Annotated in this window: 17 protein-coding genes; 13 read left to right on the top strand and 4 right to left on the bottom strand. The window is 53.9% G+C overall.

From position 1 onward, the window contains the following. Positions 1–81: 81 nt before the first annotated feature. Entirely contained in the window at positions 82–1,020 is a 939-nt protein-coding gene (locus DL346_RS06170; protein ID WP_112881154.1) for a YqhG family protein, read from the bottom strand. Next, positions 1,017–2,852: a DEAD/DEAH box helicase gene (locus tag DL346_RS06175; protein WP_112881155.1), complete on the bottom strand. Its 1,836-nt coding sequence runs from the start codon at positions 2,850–2,852 to the stop codon at positions 1,017–1,019. Before DL346_RS06175 ends, DL346_RS06170 begins: the two co-directional genes overlap by 4 nt. A 236-nt stretch (positions 2,853–3,088) precedes the next feature. Here DL346_RS06175 and kduI point away from each other — a divergent pair, with 236 nt between their 5' ends. From kduI to kduD, 3 genes are read left to right on the top strand one after another with little or no spacing between them, the layout of a single operon-like run. After that, positions 3,089–3,922 carry a 5-dehydro-4-deoxy-D-glucuronate isomerase gene (kduI, locus tag DL346_RS06180; RefSeq protein WP_112881156.1) on the top strand — a complete coding sequence of 278 codons (834 nt, stop codon included), beginning with the start codon at positions 3,089–3,091 and terminating at the stop codon, positions 3,920–3,922. Between the two features lie 33 nt (positions 3,923–3,955). After that, positions 3,956–4,729 (top strand): DeoR/GlpR family DNA-binding transcription regulator, encoded by a 774-nt coding sequence (locus tag DL346_RS06185; RefSeq protein ID WP_112881157.1) that lies wholly within the window; start codon positions 3,956–3,958, stop codon positions 4,727–4,729. After that, complete coding sequence (gene kduD, locus DL346_RS06190; RefSeq protein ID WP_112881158.1) at positions 4,729–5,481, top strand: 2-dehydro-3-deoxy-D-gluconate 5-dehydrogenase KduD; 753 nt, start codon at positions 4,729–4,731, stop codon at positions 5,479–5,481. The genes DL346_RS06185 and kduD overlap by 1 nt, the downstream gene beginning before the upstream one ends. Positions 5,482–5,569: 88 nt before the next feature. On the opposite strand, the gene DL346_RS06195 is transcribed toward kduD, so the two are convergent. Continuing rightward, the gene (locus DL346_RS06195) at positions 5,570–6,334 is read right to left on the bottom strand and encodes a hypothetical protein (RefSeq protein WP_112881159.1); all 765 of its coding nucleotides are present in this window, start codon (positions 6,332–6,334) and stop codon (positions 5,570–5,572) included. Between the two features lie 137 nt (positions 6,335–6,471). Between DL346_RS06195 and DL346_RS06200 the strand changes: the two genes are divergently transcribed. From DL346_RS06200 to DL346_RS06225, 6 genes are all read left to right on the top strand, one after another. After that, on the top strand, positions 6,472–7,239 hold the full coding sequence (locus DL346_RS06200) for a GNAT family N-acetyltransferase (protein ID WP_112881160.1): 768 nt from the start codon (positions 6,472–6,474) through the stop codon (positions 7,237–7,239). 20 nt (positions 7,240–7,259) lie between these two features. Beyond that, on the top strand, positions 7,260–7,685 hold the full coding sequence (locus tag DL346_RS06205) for a DUF1284 domain-containing protein (RefSeq protein WP_112881161.1): 426 nt from the start codon (positions 7,260–7,262) through the stop codon (positions 7,683–7,685). Between the two features lie 40 nt (positions 7,686–7,725). Continuing rightward, positions 7,726–7,935, top strand: a complete 210-nt coding sequence (locus DL346_RS06210; RefSeq protein ID WP_112881162.1) for an adenylosuccinate synthetase — start codon at positions 7,726–7,728, stop codon at positions 7,933–7,935. Between the two features lie 142 nt (positions 7,936–8,077). Continuing rightward, positions 8,078–8,995 (top strand): cation diffusion facilitator family transporter, encoded by a 918-nt coding sequence (locus DL346_RS06215; protein WP_165822391.1) that lies wholly within the window; start codon positions 8,078–8,080, stop codon positions 8,993–8,995. A 106-nt stretch (positions 8,996–9,101) separates the two neighbouring features. Continuing rightward, complete coding sequence (locus DL346_RS06220; RefSeq protein ID WP_112881163.1) at positions 9,102–10,205, top strand: hypothetical protein; 1,104 nt, start codon at positions 9,102–9,104, stop codon at positions 10,203–10,205. Between the two features lie 116 nt (positions 10,206–10,321). Beyond that, positions 10,322–12,013 carry a hypothetical protein gene (locus DL346_RS06225; protein ID WP_112881164.1) on the top strand — a complete coding sequence of 564 codons (1,692 nt, stop codon included), beginning with the start codon at positions 10,322–10,324 and terminating at the stop codon, positions 12,011–12,013. Between the two features lie 66 nt (positions 12,014–12,079). Here DL346_RS06225 and DL346_RS06230 read toward each other — a convergent pair whose 3' ends face one another. Then, complete coding sequence (locus DL346_RS06230; RefSeq protein WP_112881165.1) at positions 12,080–12,913, bottom strand: helix-turn-helix domain-containing protein; 834 nt, start codon at positions 12,911–12,913, stop codon at positions 12,080–12,082. Positions 12,914–13,102: 189 nt separating this feature from the next. Between DL346_RS06230 and DL346_RS06235 the strand changes: the two genes are divergently transcribed. The 4 genes from DL346_RS06235 to DL346_RS06250 all read left to right on the top strand — a co-directional run bounded on the left by DL346_RS06235 (position 13,103) and on the right by DL346_RS06250 (position 17,572). Then, positions 13,103–14,497: a HEAT repeat domain-containing protein gene (locus DL346_RS06235; RefSeq protein WP_112881166.1), complete on the top strand. Its 1,395-nt coding sequence runs from the start codon at positions 13,103–13,105 to the stop codon at positions 14,495–14,497. A gap of 193 nt (positions 14,498–14,690) precedes the next feature. Then, entirely contained in the window at positions 14,691–15,665 is a 975-nt protein-coding gene (locus DL346_RS06240) for an SLAC1 anion channel family protein (RefSeq protein WP_112881167.1), read from the top strand. Positions 15,666–15,700: 35 nt separating this feature from the next. Beyond that, positions 15,701–16,621 (top strand): LysR family transcriptional regulator, encoded by a 921-nt coding sequence (locus tag DL346_RS06245; RefSeq protein ID WP_112881168.1) that lies wholly within the window; start codon positions 15,701–15,703, stop codon positions 16,619–16,621. A 15-nt stretch (positions 16,622–16,636) separates the two neighbouring features. After that, the gene (locus tag DL346_RS06250) at positions 16,637–17,572 is read left to right on the top strand and encodes a DMT family transporter (protein ID WP_112881169.1); all 936 of its coding nucleotides are present in this window, start codon (positions 16,637–16,639) and stop codon (positions 17,570–17,572) included. Positions 17,573–17,763: the final 191 nt, after the last annotated feature.

A 17,763-nucleotide genomic window follows, 5' to 3' on the forward strand; every position in this document is an offset into this window, starting at 1 on the left:
CGGAGTCGAAAAGGATGTAGGAACGTGTCACGCGGAAAGGACAAGCCCCGTTCTATTTTTGACGGAATAACGGAGATTCTGTTAGCCGATGCCCTGCAAATAGAAGATACCGCAATTAATGGCGGAAGCTGTGACCCGAGGCTCATATTGCCAACGAATCTCTTCTTGCCTGCGCTCGAACTGCTCCGCAATGAGCGGCTTGTTCTCATCATCGGCTGATTCCAGAAGAGGCTCGTAATAATGCCCTATGGTGGCGAGCTCCTCATTTAGCCGCTCGGCAGCGGCTTGCGCCCAGGAATAATCATAGGTACGCAGCTTCCGTTCGAGCGTTTGTTCGGCAATCGCTGCGGCTTTGTTTAAAGTGAGCGCGTTCTTGGCCGTGTGCACGTTAGGCGGCAGCTTCGGCGTCATCCGGTGCTGGAGCAGACGGTTGTGGAATTGCTCGACGCATTGGCCTGTCGCGAGCGAGACGCCGAACGAATGAATCTCTTCCCGTTTCATGTCGCAAGCAAACTCCACCTTCAAGTTAACCCCAAGCCATGCGCTGTACGCGGTCGAGTGAAGCGGGTGGGCGCTTCGCTTATCGGGCTCTTGGAACAAGCACAAATAATTGCCGCCGCTGCGCGCAGATTCGAACAGCTGGTTCAAACGCCGCGATCCGAAATAGAGATCCTCACGCGGAACGCGGATGTTCGTGTTAAGCGCCGTACCGTTAATATAGCCGAAGGAGCGGCCAAGCGCAGCATCCGCCGCGCTCACCGGCCCGCCCGCAGGCTTTGTCTCCTCAGCCGCCTGCGTTTGGTCATATTTCTGTTTATCGGTGACGAACAGCATCGTCATCGTCTCCGGGTCCGCACCCGTCCGGTCGACGAAGCTCCAATAGTAGGGCCTGTTAGTCAAATCCCGGTCGGCGCGCGGAGACAGCTTCACCTGAAAATGCGCCGGCGACTTCTCGATAATCTGACAGGCAGTCGTTTCTAAGTAGCGTTGAACGAATTTGTGAATTTGGCGCTCGTTCATGGTCTCACCTCGATCGTTTGTCCGACGGCATTCATCACCGAATTAATTGCGCTCATATCGAGAGGCTCTTCCAGCTCGACCTCGTCGCGGATGCGGCTGAGCGAATTGCCTAGGTCATCGATTTGCATGCGAAGCTGCTCTTGATTGCCGCCGGATTCCAGCATCATCCGGGCAAGCCGCTGCTCAAGCGATTCGTTCTTCGTCTCGAACCGTTCCAAAATATGATCCAGCTCGCCGATGACAAGCTCGAACAGATTGATTTTCTCATGCAGCAGGTTGACGATATGCTCCTCGATCGTGCCGACCGTGCACAGGTTGTAGATGTGTACGTCGTTTGTTTGGCCGAGCCTGTGGACACGGCCGATCCGCTGCTCGACCCGCATCGGATTCCATGGCAGGTCGAAGTTGATCATATGGTGGCAGAACTGCAGATTGATCCCTTCGCCGCCCGCCTCGGTTGCAATAAGCACCTGGGCGCGCCCGCGGAACAGGTCCATCATCCAATCCTTTTTCCCGCGGTTCATGCCGCCGCGGTATGGAACGGCGACCATATTGTGGTTGCGGAAATATTGGAGCAAATATTCCTGCGTCGCCCGGTATTCCGTGAAAATGATGACTTTATCGTTCATCCCGCGGACGAGCTCCATCGTTTTCTCCGCTTTCGTGTTGGCCGTTATGCCGCGGATCACCTCGACGAGCTCCCAAATTTTCGGCCGCAGCGGGGAATCCTCCGTCGTTTTCTTGAACATGTTGACGAGCGTCAGGAACACGGCATCGCGGCTGCTGCAAACTTCACGCTGCAAGGTAACGAGCGAAAGCAGGCTCGACCAATCGCCTTGGCTTTCGTCGACCCGGTCGCGGACGAATTTGGTGACCGCTTCGTAAAGCGCTTGCTCTTCCGCGGATAGCGACAGCGGGATATTCTTTACGATCCGCTTCGTAAACTGAATGCCGCCGTCGCCACGGCGATTGCGTATCATGACGGAGGAGAGCGCTTCTTGAAGCTGATCCTCGTTCTTTGGCAAACGCTTGTCCACGACGAAGTTGGCGGCGAACTCGCTTTGGCCGCCAAGCTGACCGGGCTTGAGCAGCGTAATAAGGTTATATAGCTCGTCCAAATCATTCTGTACTGGCGTCGCCGTGAGCAGCAGGCAGTACTTTTTGCGGAGCTGATTGACGAATTGGTAGTTGGTCGTCTTCTTGTTCTTCAGCTTATGCGCTTCGTCGATGATAAGCATATCGTAGTCTTGGTTTAGCAGCTTCTCGCGGTGCGGGTCTCGCTTGGCCGTATCCATCGAAGCGACTACAACGTCGCAAGCCCAGGAGTGTTCCTTCTTCTGCGCGACGGCAGAGATCCCGAACTTGCCGTTCAACTCGCGTACCCACTGCAGAACAAGCGAGGCCGGGACAAGTATAAGCGCCCGCTTTACGAGGCCTCGAACCATATATTCTTTGAGAACAAGTCCGGCTTCGATCGTTTTGCCGAGACCGACCTCGTCCGCAAGGATGGCGCGTCCGCTCATCTCATGCAGCACCCTGCGTGCCGTGCTGATCTGATGAGGCATCGGTTCGAAGGAGGGCAGGCTCCGCAGACATTGCAAATCATCGAAGCTCTCGACCAGCTTCGACTGCTCGGCTTCAATCGCCAATTGGTACATCGTCCAGTCATCCCATGGACCGTTGCGGTCGACGCGATCCTGCAGCTGATGAAGCCAGGTGCGGTCAAATTGCAAATCTACGCTTGGGTGAAGCTTGCGCTTCGCGTTAGCGCCCGGGCTCGGTGCGGGGCTTGCAAGATGTTCTTCTTTTGCGGATTCATAGTTTGATTGCATAGCGGTAAGAAACCCCTTTCTTTGACCGGTTGGAATGCATCGCTTCCGGACTTGCATGGCATGTGGTCATCCTTCGTATGTACTAGTATGGCCTTGCTCCATGCTTTTCATAAGATTCGGCTGAAAAAGGGCGGCAACCTTTTTATTTTTGCTATTGTCTTCTTCCGGAATTTGCTTTAATATGAACCTAAATGAAAGAAAATGAACTTATATGAACATAAAAGGAGATCGATGAAATGGAAATCCGTTATGCCTCCCATCCCCGCGAAGTGAAAGGCTATGGCACTGAACGTTTACGTGACGAGTTTCTGATTGAACAGCTGTTTGCAGCCGACAAGCTAGTGCTCAGCTATTCGCATGTCGACCGCTTCATTATCGGAGGCGCGGTACCGGCGACCGTTCCGGTGAAGCTGGAGGCCGATCCGGCTACGATCGGGGCGGCAACGTTTCTGGAGCGCCGCGAGATCGGCGTCATCAACGTCGGCGGCAGAGGGACCGTCACCGTTGATGGAGACGTGTACGCGATGGATAGCAAGGACTGTCTGTATATCGGCCGCGGTGCCAAGGAAGTTATCTTCGCGAGCGAGCTTGCGGATCAGCCGGCTAAATTTTATTTGAACTCGGCTCCGGCGCACCAGACGTATCCGACCCTAAAGGCTGCAATCAGCGAAGCATCCCCCGTGCATTTGGGAAGCCGGGAAAATTCCAATGAACGTACGATCTACCGATATATCCACACGGGCGGCATTCAAAGCTGCCAGCTGGTTATGGGCATGACGCTGCTGAAGACCGGCAGCATGTGGAATACGATGCCTTGCCATACGCATAACCGCCGCTCGGAGGTTTACTTCTACTTCGATATGCCGGATAACGGCGTTGTCTTTCATCTCATGGGCGAGCCGTCGGAAACGCGTCATGTTGTCGTGCGCAACGAGCAGGCCGTTATCTCGCCAAGCTGGTCGATTCACAGCGGCGTCGGCACGAGCAGCTATACGTTCATTTGGGGAATGGCCGGAGAGAACCAAACCTTCGAGGATATGGATGCGGTCGCAATGAGCGACCTTAAATAGAATGTTGAGTATGCAAGAAAGCGGCGGTTACCGATGAACCCTTTGCGAAGATACGAGAAAATCATGGAAATTTTGCTTGCTTCCGGTGAAGTGATGGTGACGGAGCTGAGCGACCAATTGCAGGTGACAGGCAAAACGATCCGGGAGGATCTTGCGAAGCTGGAGCAGAAAGGACTGCTGCAGCGCATCCACGGCGGAGCTGTGCTTGCTCAGGAAAATCAACGGGGCATCCTTTCGCCGAAGCAGGCGGATCAAGCGTCTCCCGATGCGCCGGAGCTTGAGGAAATTGCCGGGACGGCAGTTTCGTTGATCGAGCAGAATGACGTGATCGCGCTTGATGGCGGCCGCACGACGCTCGAGATAGCGAGTCGGCTGCCGGATATGTCACTGACGGTCGTAACAAACGACCTCTATATTATCGCGGAGCTTGCCCGCAAGGAGTCCATCCGGCTGGTCGTGCCGGGCGGCTACCAGATGCGGAACATGCTGATCGGCGCGGAAGCGGCCGCCTATATCCGCAGGCTGAACATCGCCAAGGCGTTTCTGTCCGCAACGGCGGTTCATCCGGAGTCCGGATTTACGATCTATTCCGGCGAATCGGCCGACATTAAGCGGGCTTGGCTGGAGACGGCGAAGGCGGCCTACGTCGTTGCGGATCACCGCAAATTCGGCCAAGGCGCGCTGTTTACATTCGCTCAATTGCACGAGGTCGATGCGATAATTACGGATTCGGGATTGAACGCCGAGAAGGCTGAACCGTTCCGGCAGCAGGGCGCACAACTATTGATCGGAGGAAAAAGACCTTGATGAACAGCTTCGATTTAAGCGGCAAAACCGCGCTCGTCACGGGCACATCCGGCGGGATCGGCCAAGCGATCGCAATCGGACTTGCGGAAGCAGGCGCTTCCATCGTAGCGGTATCCGCTTCGAACAGTGACGAAACCGTTGAGATGATTCGTTCGATTGGCCGGAAGGCCGCGCAAATCTCTGCCGATCTAAGCCATTCGGACAATCTTGAGCCGCTATTTGCCGAGTCGGCCAGCTTCTTCGGCGGCATCGATATCCTTGTCAACAATGCGGGCACGATTCGCCGTGCGCCGGCAGCGGAGCATTCCCGTTCGGATTGGTTCGACGTCATTGACCTAAACCTGAACGCGGTATTCTTCCTGAGCCAGCTTGCGGGCAGGCACATGATCGAGAGAGGCAGCGGCAAGATCATCAACATTGCGTCGATGCTCAGTTTTCAAGGCGGCATCAATGTGCCGGGCTACACAGCCAGCAAGCATGCGGTGACCGGCATCACGAAGGCGCTGGCGAACGAGTGGGCGGGCAAGGGCATTCAAGTGAATGCGATCGCCCCCGGCTATATCGCTACTCGCAACACGGCGCCGCTCATTGCCGACGAGAAACGCAATCAAGCGATCGTCGAGCGAATTCCGGCAGGGCGCTGGGGAAAACCGGAGGATCTGAAAGGACCGGCCGTATTCCTCGCTTCATCCGCTTCGGATTACATGAATGGCCATGTCCTCTGCGTGGACGGCGGCTGGCTCGCGCGTTAGTTATAAATAAGAATAGGCCGTCCCCTATAGCAGCAGTTACAGTTGCTGCTATAGGGGACGGCCTTTATTTGGCCAGTATGGGATGGCCCTAGGCTTCTTGCTTTACGATTTTGCTTGGATTGTTGATTTTGTAAGGCACCGGATGCTTCGTCAGCTTCTTCGCGACCACTTTGCATTCGAAGGAAATGGTATCGCCGATCGCGAGCTCCAGCTTCTTAAGCGTTGCGCTGTGGCTGGACCATGCTGTACCTAGCTCCAGCAGCGGTTCCTCGACCGAAACGTTCTCGTAGATGACGACTTCGTCGTCGGTATCGGAGAAATTGTTCGGCACGGTCGTAAATTCCGTGACCGTCGCTATCATTTTCACCTTCTCCTCAGGCAGCTCGATCTTCGGCGCTTTCTCCTTCTTCGCTTTCTTGGCCGGTTTCTCTTGCTCCTTGGCTTTCGGTGCCGCAGGCGCTTCGACTACTTCTTCAAGCACCGCTTCTACCGCAGCGGCAGCTTCGGCTGCGGCCGGTTCGCCGCTTACGACCGCTTCTTCGGCCGCCGCTTCAGCAGCTTCGACGGTTTGAGCAGACTGTCGCTGGCCGAAGCTGGCTGCCTGCATTTCTTTCAAGTAAGAAGGGTGGATGCAGTGCAGCTGACCTCCTTCAAGCTCAAGCACTGCCGTCAGCTTATCGACATAGCCGGTGACGGAGCATGATGCTTGCATGCCGCTGCCTTTGTACTGAAATGATTTTGTCTTGGACGCTTTCTCGGAAAGCAAGCCCCAATCTTTCAATTGTTGGATATGTTCCTCTTCGCTCTCGAAGGGAGTATAGGCACTGGGTGCGATCAACCGGTTTGGCGCCATCTATGTTCCGCCTTTCATTTGGATGCTTGTCTCATTTTAACATTTTTTACGCTGAGGATGTACTCCATAAGGATTGAATAAATATTATAACGAGTGTATATTTATACTTATTTGTTATTGAAAAGAGTGGATACGGCATGACGAGAATGATCGAGGAACTTACGCTAAACGCATGGCCGTCGCTTCAGACGGTTATATACGACGGCTGGCTGCTTCGCTTTGCTGATGGCTATACGAAACGGTCGAATTCGGTATCCATTCTTGGCGGGGATACTGGGCCCGAAGAGCTATATGCGCGCATAGCTGATTGTGAGCGAATATACACGGAGTCGGGGCAAGATACGATTTTCAAAATAACGCCGTTCGGGCCGTCCGCACTGGATGCCGTGCTGGAGCGGCTTGGCTATGCCATTGCAGACCCTTCTCGTGTTATGATAGTGGAAAGTTTGGACTGTACGCCGCAGCCAGTCCTGATCGCCGTCGAGTTCGAATCATCGATGAGCGAGAGCTGGCTCGAAACGATGTGCTCGATGAACGGCATCACGGGACGGAACAAGGCGCTTGCCGCCCGGATCATGGAGAGCTCTAAGCAGAAGCAGGGATACTTCACGCTTATGGTTGACGGAAGTCCCGCCGCTTGCGGGCTGGGCGTGATCGAACGAGGCTTTATCGGTTTGTACGACATCGTAACTGCACCAAGCAGCCGCAATCAAGGGTATGGAGAACAGCTGATTCGTCATATGCTTCATTGGGCGCGAGCAAACGGAGCGTCGAAAGGGTATTTGCAGGTCGTCCAGAGCAACGGGGCTGCGAACCGGTTATACCAGAAACTGAATTACCGGGAAATCTATCGGTACTGGTATCGCGTGAAAACAAGAGCCTATGCGAGGGAAAGCGGCTGCTGACTGACACGGGAGGGGTCAAAATGGGGATTCGACTGCGCGGCCATCATTTATTATGTTTATTGGGATATCGGGGCATGGGCTACTCAGCCGGCTTCACGGCGAATATGACCAGAGTCTATAACGAGCTGCGCGAACGGCCGGAAACGCCGATCGAGATCGTGAAAGGACCGGACGCTCTGTGCGCGTGCTTTCCCGCTGACGTAGAACCTCATTGCCGCAATGATTCCGTCGCGAAGCACGATGAACGGATCTTACAGAAGCTCGGTTACGGGTATGGCATGGTTCTGCCGTGGTCAGAGGTCATTGCGCGCGTGCGTGATAACGTCGTACCCGAGGATATCAACACGCTTTGCTACACGTGCCAATGGCGGAGCTACGGCGTTTGCGAGGCCGGCGTCCGGCTGATCAAGCAGGGAGAGCGGCTTCCGCCGCTGCCGTCGAAATAGCGCAAATGAAAACCGCCTTCTATGGGAAGGCGGTTTTTATTTGTTAAGGCAGCATCGACAGAAACCGCTTAGACGCAGCGGAAAGCGGGACGCCCTGCAGCGTCGCGATGCCGATATTTCCGGTATTCGATCGTTCGATGAGCTGCCGCTGGAAGCGCAGGATTATATCCGGTTCGTCGAAGGCGCCATTGGAGTGCCGGTCGCGACAATTTCCGTAAGACCGCGACGCGAACAGCTGTTCCACCGTTAGCCATTAAACGCTGAACATAAAACGGGCTTGTCCGATTGAATCGGATGAGCCTGTTTTTGCTTAGCCGCCTTGCGTTTAATTGGCATTAAGTGTAATATCACCATTATTATGAGCAAAGGCAGAAGAAGGTGATGAGGGACTCATGGAAGGCAAGTCATCAATGATCGCGATGTGGATCTCTCTTGTCGGCAACGTGCTTCTGACCGGAATCAAGCTGTTGGTCGGTATTTTGTTTAACAGTCAAGTATTGATCGCGGACGGCATCCATAATGCCGGCGATATTATTGCCACGGCTACGGCGTACAGCTCGATGCGCGTTTCGGGCAAGCCGCCCGATGAGGACCATCCTTACGGCCACGGCAAGGCCGAGGTGCTCGGCGCGGGCATCGTGGCGTTCATCCTCATAGTTGCGGCGCTGTATATGGGGTATCACGCCGTAATGGCGTTTTTCGCGCCGCCGACCGAAGCGCATTTGATCGCGTTTTTTGCGGCAATCGTTTCTCTGGTGGCAAAACTATTTCTTTATAACTATACGATGCGAATCAGCAGGGAAACGAAGAGCAAGGCGATGCTGGCAACCGCATACGATCATTTGGCCGACGTTTATGCCTCCTTGGCGGCGACGGTCGGGATCGGGCTTGGCTGGATCGGCGAGCATTATGGGATCGGCTGGCTGAGCTACGGGGACCCGGCAGCCGGAGTTGTCGTTTCGCTGCTCGTGCTGAAGCTTGGCGCCGATATGGCGCGGGAAACGGTCGACGTGCTGATGGACAAGAGCCTTAGCCCCGAGAAAATCGAAGATATCACCGAGCATTTGCGCGAGGTGCCCGAGGTGAGGCGGATCGACCGTCTGCGTGCAAGAGAGCACGGCCACTACGTGCTTGTCGACGCGCGCGTTGCCGTGGAGGCGACGCTGACGATCCAGGAAGGCCACGACATTATCCGCACGATCAAGCAGCGGGTTATGGATGCGCATCCGGAGGTGGATGAGGTGCTGGTCCACTTGAATCCGTGGTATGAAGGCGAAAACGATAGCGGTTTTCCGGTCCGAAGAGAGTAGCTTCGGGCCGGTTTTATTTTTTATGCAACCTTTTCCACCCACGTCCCGTCTGGTTTGGTGTAATACAGTCAATCATCTGCGCAGACAGCGAAAGGAGCACGAATTAGTGAACAAGAAGAAACTCATCATCGTCGCAACAGTAGCAGGACTTTTGGGAACGACCGTTGCCGCAGAGGCTTCCGGCTTCCTGAGGAAAGTAAACGGCATGCTTCGCGGTGACATTACCGTCACGGTGGACGGTCAGGAAACTTCGATGGAACCGGTCTTTATCAATGGCAAAGCTTATCTCCCGGCAAAGAGCGAGGCCGACGCGCTGGGCTATGACCTGCGCTATAATGCCAAAGAGAAGCGCATCGAGATTACCTCCAGGGAGGAATCCGAGGTGGATAAATTGATTCCGGTAAGCGGCGTTATCGAGACAGTAGGTTACAACCAGCAAGGCGACGTGCAAATTACCGTGCTTGGAAGAGGCAACTGGATCGTACTTACGGTCGACAAAGATACGGCGCTGACCGATCAAGACGGCAAGAAGTTTGCCGCTAAGAATCTGAAGGCAGGCATGGAAGTGTACGCTGAGTACGGCCCGGTCGTAGCCATGAGCTATCCAGGCCAATCCCATGCGGCTAAAGTAGTCGTCGGCACGGAGCGCCTCGTGCGCGAGGATGTCATTCAGTCGGTCGAAAAAACGAGCGACGGCTGGCAGGTCCGTATCGGCAAGGACGCAACGGCGATTGTCCTGAACGCAGGCAAGGAAACCAGCGTGGTGGACCAAGAGCGTCAACCGCTTGAGTGGTCCGCGTTGAAACCGGGCATGAAAGTCACGGCTTACTACGGCCCGATCATGACGAAGAGCCTGCCGCCGATCAGCCCGCTGTTCTATCTGGTCGCGGATAATAGCGGCACTGTGACATTGTCCCCAGCAGAGACTACCGAGTATCGTAATCTGGCTTGGAATCAATTGTCGAACGAACAGAAGAAGCATCTGATCACGAAGAAGGATGAAGCGGAAGTCACCCTCGTGCCGGCTGCGGATGCGGCGATTTTCCCGCAGGGCGAAGAGAAGCAGAAGGCTTACGAGGCTTACAAGGCGAAGAACGGCAATGTCGTGCTTGTCACTTACAAGGACGATCAAGAAGCGCTGCTTGGGCCGTTGACGCTCGGCTTTAACTACGAAACGAAAGAGTTTTTCGGGTTCCGTATTCGTAAATAAGGAAGCGAAACAAGAGGAATGTTCTCCAGTCATCTAGGTGACAAAGAGGACATTCCTCTTTGTTTGCCGAATTGGAAGAAGAAACCAGAAACTAATAATACGGAGGTTGCAAAGAGATGACAGAGCAAGCATCGCTGCTGCAGCGAATCTGGAAATACCGGCTGCATTACATCATTGTCGTCCCGCCGCTGCTATTGTGGTGTATTTTAAAAGGAATTCCGCTAGTCACGCTTCTGTATGGGACTTTCGTAGATTTGAACATCTTCCAAGGTCTATTGCGAAGCGAATGGGTAGGGTTAGCGAATTTTCGAAATGTTCTGCGGCTTCCGGAGTTTGGTTCCGTGATCGCGAACACAATCTCGCTGAAGCTCGGCTATACCGCTGTATGCGGCGTTGCTGCTCTTGTCGTTTCCTTGCTGCTTAGCGGCATCGGATACAGGAGGTTAAGAGGCGGGCTTGCGGTGTTATTTCTTATGCCTTATTTCATCCCTTCGGCCGTAATCGCCTATATCGTCATGCTTACCCTTTCGCCGAGCGGTTCTCCTTTTGGCATCTCGTCGCTCCGTCTCGGAGATCCCGGCCAGTTCCCGGTTATATTGATTCTCAGCGAAGTGCTCAAAACCTGCGGCATACCGATCCTTATCGCATTGGCGGCGATCGGCTCGAGGCAGGCGGCAATGGATAACGGCGCAATCCCGAATAGAGCCTCTTTTGTACACCGCAATGTCGTTCCGGCGGTAAGGGCCATAGCTGCCTTTATGCTCATGCTGCTTGGCACGCCGCTTTCGATCGATCCGGAGCTTCAACGGCTGCTCGTCAATCCGCTGGTTTACGAGACCGGAGAAACGCTGGACAGCTTCGCGTTTCGGATTGTTTTTCAGAATGCGGAATTTAATTTTGCGGGACCTATCGCGTTAATTACGTTTGCCGTTCAGCTCGCTTGTACGCTGCTCGCGTACTTGCTCGTAAGAGGGGCGTTCGCGCGTGATTTGTTCACGCCGTCTCGAGGTTCGGCTGCGAATCGCACTTCCGGCAAAGCGGCTTCAGCCGCATTCGGCATCGGCAGTATCGCGCTCGCGTCCGGCGTATTGCTTCTGCTGTATATGCTTTTCATCTATCCGTTCACGATGCCGGCTTCGACCGGCGCGGCGCTGGATACGCTGTTTTCGCCATATCGGTATGCGCTGTTTCTGTTCATGAACGCGGCAGGCGCCGTCATATTTATGGGCATTACGGCCTTGCTTGCCTTTCCGCTGACGGTGAAGGACCTGCCGGGAAGGGGGCTGTATAAGCTCCTTCTGCTCGTGCTGCTTACGGTCGGAGGCGTACATTTTTACGAATATTTATTTTATAAAAATCTGCATACGGTCAATACGGTCATTCCGATCTTCCTCACGAGTTTCTTCTCGATCCTGCCCGTCTTCATCCTGAAGAGTATCTTTAACGCCAACTATGCCGGGAGCAGGGATGAAGCGGCCGCGACAGGCCGGGGGGAGACGCATATCTTCTTCAACGTCTATCTGCCTAGCATTTGGAAGCCGCTTCTTGCGCTTGGCGCGCTGCATGCCGTCATGCTGTGGAATTCATTTACCCAGCCTCTGATTTATTTGGCGAATCCCGAATCGTTCCCTCCGCTGCTCACCTTCATGACGGCCATGCATCAAATGGGCGACTCCGGCCTTACCTATTCGCCGGCGGCATTGCTGCAGTTTGCCGCTATCTTGACGGTCCCGCCGCTGCTGATCCTGCTGCTGATGCGCAGATGGATGACGGGGGAAGTGCTGACTTCAACCGTACGCAATCTATAGCTTTCCAGCGAAAAGGCGATCCGCTTACGCAGCAGGCTGCTGCATCGGATCGCCTTTTTCGTGCGTTTAGCCGCTATTTTGCGCCCTGTATTCGGTCGGGCTCTGACCGGTCTCCTTGCGGAAAAACTTCGCAAAATGGTTCGTTTCCTTAAATCCGATCTGATCCGCGATTTCTTTAATGCTGTGCGTCGTCGTAGCTAGCAGGAACTTCGCTTTGTCCGCCCGTTTTCGGCTGACGTATTTCAGCGGCGGAACGCCGAAATGCTTCTTGAAATAAGCGATAAAATAGTTCGGGTGCAAGTGCGCCGCCTTCGCCATGTCCTCGATGCGCAGGCTTTCAGCCATATGGCCGTCGATGTATTCCTGGATGAATTGGATCCGTTTCAGTTCTTCCGAGCGGTGCTGCAAAATCGTAATCGGCACATGCTCCAAGTACCGGGCAATGATTTCGAGCATGATCGATTTCTCCCGCAGCCGCGAAATGATGGAGCCGCTCGCGCGGAGGCTGACCAGCAGCTTGAACAACGCCGTCATTTCCTCTTGGTCGGCGATCGATATTTTGAGCGGCACGCCGATCCATTGGAACAGGTCGAACGGGCCGATCGAGGCCGTGAAATGGCACCAATATTTAAGAAACGGCCGTTTGTTCGCAAGGACGGAATACGATTGCCGCGTGTAGGCCGGCATCAGGCAGAGCTCGCCTGGAGCGGGATACATCTCGTGTCCGTCTACTTTCAGCCAGCCTTCGCCTTCCACGATATAGTAGAGCTTATTGTATTCGGGCACGTAGTCCAAATCGACCCAATCGGTCGTAACCTGAGTTTTGAAGGCGGTGATTACATCGATTTGAAGCGCGCGCAAGAGATCGGATATGGCATTGTCTGCACGTTTCATCGTCATAGGAGGTCTCCCAAGCCTGAGGCATAAAATGATTTTCTCTTATCATAGAGCATTTCGCCCGATCATGAAACGGGTATCTTAGTTTTGGAACGTTCATTCTTACTCCTAGCCATTACATATGAAAACGCTTGAAACTATAATCAAGTTGAATCAAGTCGAAGGGATAACCGAATGGGAGGCATATTCAAAATGACGACGGCACAACCGATTTTGCTGACTGACGAACAGATGAAGCAGTTTATTACGGACGGTTTTCTGATCTTGAAAACGGATTTCCCGCGTGAATTTCACGCTCGTTTGGTAGAGCAGCTGAATGCGATTTACGATCAAGAAGGCAACCCGGGCAACAATATTTTGCCGCGCATCCGCGACCTGCAGCGGGTATTCGAGAATCCGGTGATCACCGGAGCGCTGACAAGCGTGCTCGGCCCGAATTATTTGCTTCACACGCACCGACACGGCCACTACAACTCCGTGCCGAAGCCGGGCGGCTGGCATAAGGACAGCTACTGGGGCTACGGCAGACTGCGGAACCATCATCCGTGGTGGGCGATGATCATGTACTTCCCGCAGGACACGCCGATTGAGCTTGGGCCGACAGGCGTCATGCCGGGTACGCAGTATCAAGACGGACGCAATTTCGTTTCCGACGAGACGCCTGAAGAAGCGACCGCAAAGGGCGAAGCGGGCACGTTCGCGCTGATCCACTATGACATTTGGCACCGTTCGACGCCGAATCTGCTCGGCCAGCCGCGCTTCATGCTGAAGTTCGAATTCATGCGTACGCAAGCTCCTGAATCGCCAACATGGGATAACAAAGAGCAGTCCTGGGCGGCTGTACAGGGCAAAGACGGAAAGAACGATCCGATCGGCGAAGAGATGTGGAATTGGCTGTCCGGCCGAACGGCATCGCTCGCCGGTACGAAGGCAGGCGATCCGGAAGAGATTGCGGCATTGTCCGCTCGTCTGACCGGCAGTGAGGAGCCGGATGCTCTGAATGCGGCTTATGAGCTGGCGACTAGAGGCGAAGCGGGCGTTCAAGCGCTGCTGAGCGCGCTTCAGCTGGAGAAGAGAGAGTCCCGAATCGCTTCTTACGGCTTGTCCGCAGCGGGCGAGGGAGCGGTCGAAGGCCTCATCCAAGCGCTGGGCCACGAGGAAGAGCACGTCGTGAACCACGCGGTGTTCGCCCTTGGCGAACTGAGAGACTGCGCGGAGCGTGCGATTCCGCAGATTGCGGACTTGCTTGCGCATCCGTCGGTAAAGGTACGCCGTTCGGTGATAGATGCGCTCGGCATTTGCGGCGGCGATGCTTCGCTGGTCGTTCCGGCGCTGATCAAAGGACTGCAGGATGAAGATACGCAGGTTCGATTCACATCTGGACTGTCGCTCGTGCGCATCGGTCCGAAAGCGGCCGAAGCCGTTCCGGCGCTGGCCCAATCGCTGGAGCATGAGAACCGTTACGTTCGCGGCCACGCGCTTGAGGCGCTGCGCTATATCGGCACGAAGGAAGCGCACGAAGTGCTGCTTCATGAGCTGTTCAATACGCGCTGGTGTTCGGATACGACGCCTGCGAGCACGTTCTAGCAGGAAAAAATCCCTCTTCGGAGGGATTTTTTTTATTTGACTGGATGGCTCTATGAAATAGGAGGGTAACGATTTTCATAGTTTCTAGCTATGAAAACGATAGAAAAAGCTGAATTGATCGCCCGGAAAGCATTCGGCTATACTGGCTGTGTCGACAAGAGATACAATCCACCATCGAAGAGGAGTAATTATCATGAGTAAAGATCATTTAATACGGACTACCAGTCTAGTGCAATTGCCGATCAACTTATTCGGCGCTGTCATGGGGCTCTCAGGCCTTGCGCTTGCTTGGAGGCTATCGAGTCAAGTATTTGGAACCCATGCGATGATCGGTGATGGGATTGGCATCCTTGCCGTTGCCGTCTTCTTGGTTCTGTTTGTCAGTTACTTGGTAAAAGCCATCCGCTATACAGATCAGGTAAAAGCGGAATTCAACCATCCCATTGCCGGTCATTTCTTCGGTACCTTCACCATAGCCATTCTGCTGTTGTCTTCTGTCATTGCGCCATACAGCGAGTCAATCGGACAAGCAGTTTGGATTGCCGGGACGGTGCTTACACTTGCGCTGAGCTACACGGTCGTTAGTCGTCTGCTTCGCGGACGACAGGAAGCCGCTCACGCGGTTCCCGCTTGGCTGATCCCTGGTGTTGCCGCCCTGGATATAGCCGTATCCGGCGGAACGATGCCTTTCGGCTGGGCACATGAGTTGAATTTGTTAAGCTTGGCGATCGGATCGTTTGTCGCCTTAGTGTTCTTCACGCTTATCGTGTACAGGCTGATCCATCATGATCCGCTTCCGTTGGGCTTGACGCCTTCTCTCATTATCTTGATCGCCCCGTTTGAAGTCGGCTTTCTTGGCTATACGACGTTTACGGGGCGAATCGACAACTTTGCATCAGCCCTCTTTTATTTCGGTCTGTTTCTGTTTGCTGTTCTGTTCGTTAAGGTGTTTCGCAAATCGGTCCCGTTTTCTGCCTCTTGGTGGGCTGTTAGCTTTCCGATGGCCGCGCTCAGCAATGCCGCTCTGAAATACGCCGATTTCACCGGCTCGTGGATGACGAAGGCCATTGCCGTATTACTGCTGGTATTGCTAACAGCGGTTCTTGCCGTCTTATTCGTTCGGACCTTGGTTATCTTGTTTAATGGAAAATTGCTTGGGTTACCCTAATTAAACGAAATAGGGACGAGTGGAGCGTAATTAACGTGGAACTAAGACAGCTGGAATATTTTATTACTACCTGCGAGGAGCTGCATTTTACGCGAGCATCGGTCAAGCTTGGCATAACGCAGCCTTCTTTAAGCCATCAAATCAAAGTGCTGGAGGACGAGCTGGGCGTCCCGCTGTTTGACCGTATCGGCAAACGGATCGCGGTGACGGAAGCTGGGATGATTCTATATAAGCAAAGCAAGCGCGTTCTCGGCAATTTGGCAAGCGCTCGCGAGCAAATCGGCGAGCTTCAGAAAATGGAGCGAGGAACCTTATCGATCGGCGCGCTTCCGGGCGAACTGAATCAGCTAGTCACCTCGCTGCTTCTGGACTTCCATCGTGATTACCCGGGCGTTCGGATCAAAGTTTTCGGTGTCGAGGATATCGTTAACCGGGTACTGCAGAATGAATTGGATTTTGCGATTACGATATTGCCTCTGGATGATGACCGGATTCATAAAATCCCTTTGTACCGGGAGAAGTTCTATTTCGTTGCGACGCCGGACCATCCGTATGCAGCACATGAAGCGATGAATTTCGATGAAATCAAGTCGATGCCGATCATTATGTTTCCCGAAACGCACCGCTGCAGGCAATTGATCGATATGACCTGCTCGAATTCGGGCTTCGAGCTGCAGCCGCTGATCGAGACCACGACCATCGAATCGCTGTTCGGCTTGGTGCGTTCGGGAGCCGGGGGGACGATTCTTTCAAAAACGCTGCTGGAGATGTACGGCTACGATGACCTATTGACGATACCGATTCAGAACCCGACCTTATGCAGGGAGGTAGGCATCATCTATCACCGGGATAAATATATGGGAAGAGCTTCGCGAGGTTTTATCGACCTATTGTCGACGCACATAAAGGAGCTCAAGCGGGATGAGGAACCGCAGGTTTGCGACAGCGAGCCTTAAAGAAAGGAGGGTAAAATGCGTACGCATTCGCAATGGCTTTACAGACTCATGATGATATGCGGTGCCGGGTTGCTTGGCGTATCTGCAACTCTCGTTGATTATTTATATGAAGCAGGATACTCGATTCCGGATTTGACTAACGTGCAATATCAGCTCGCCGTGATTGGACTATGGCTAGGCGTTTTCGTATCCTATCGAAAGCTCAAACGGATTCCGCGCCGCAGAGACCTTCTTTATATGGCCGTAACAGGGGCAGCTGCTGCAGGAGGCATCGTTTTTTACTTTCAATCGCTCCGGCTGCTCCCTGTTTCGCTCGCTATCATTCTTTTGTTTCAGTTTACATGGATGGTTCCCATTATCGATTCAATCGTGAAGCGCAAGCGGCCATCGATGCAGAAAATAACCGGCAGCGCCGTTATCTTAATCGGCACGGTGCTGGCTGTCGGCCTGGATTGGCCCCAGCTGAAGGAAGCGTCAGCAGGGGCTGCGGCGGTCGGTCTGGCCGCTGCGTTTTGTTTTGCCATCAGCTTGTACGTGCCGGAGTACATGAAGCATGATTCGCCGGTCATTGTACGCGCCGCGATCACCTTAACCTTCTCGGCGGCCGCAGTGCTCCCTGTCTTTCCGCCTGAATATGTCATATCCGGTGTGTTCAAAGACGGGCTGCTTTGGTGGGGATTGCTGCTGGCCGTCATCGGCCAAGTGATTCCTAACTTGTTCATGCTGTCCGCTATTCCAAAGATCGGCGGTAGAACGGCGGGCGTTCTTGGCGCTGCGGAGCTGCCGGTTACGCTGCTGTCCGCTAATTTGATCCTCGGAGAAAGCATGTCATGGCTTCGGTGGTTTGGCGCGGCTATCATTGTGATTGGAATCTTCTGCAGTGAATTCAGGTTTGGTGCTTGGAGCATCGGTTCAAAACCATCTGAATCAGTCGACTCCCCGTTATCCTAACGGGGAGTTTTTCATGCCAGGATCATTGATTTCATCTATGGTTTTCATAGAAACGATTGTATTGATCCATACATCCACATCGCCTAGAATGATTCTGCAGCCGGAAATACACTTGCATAGAAGGAGGGAGGCAAGAATCTCGTTTTTGATAACTAATCGGATCGCTTCCGGTGCAAGCCGGTGTTGATACA

This window comes from Paenibacillus montanisoli, assembly GCF_003268025.1.
Taxonomy (GTDB): domain Bacteria; phylum Bacillota; class Bacilli; order Paenibacillales; family Paenibacillaceae; genus Paenibacillus_Z; species Paenibacillus_Z montanisoli.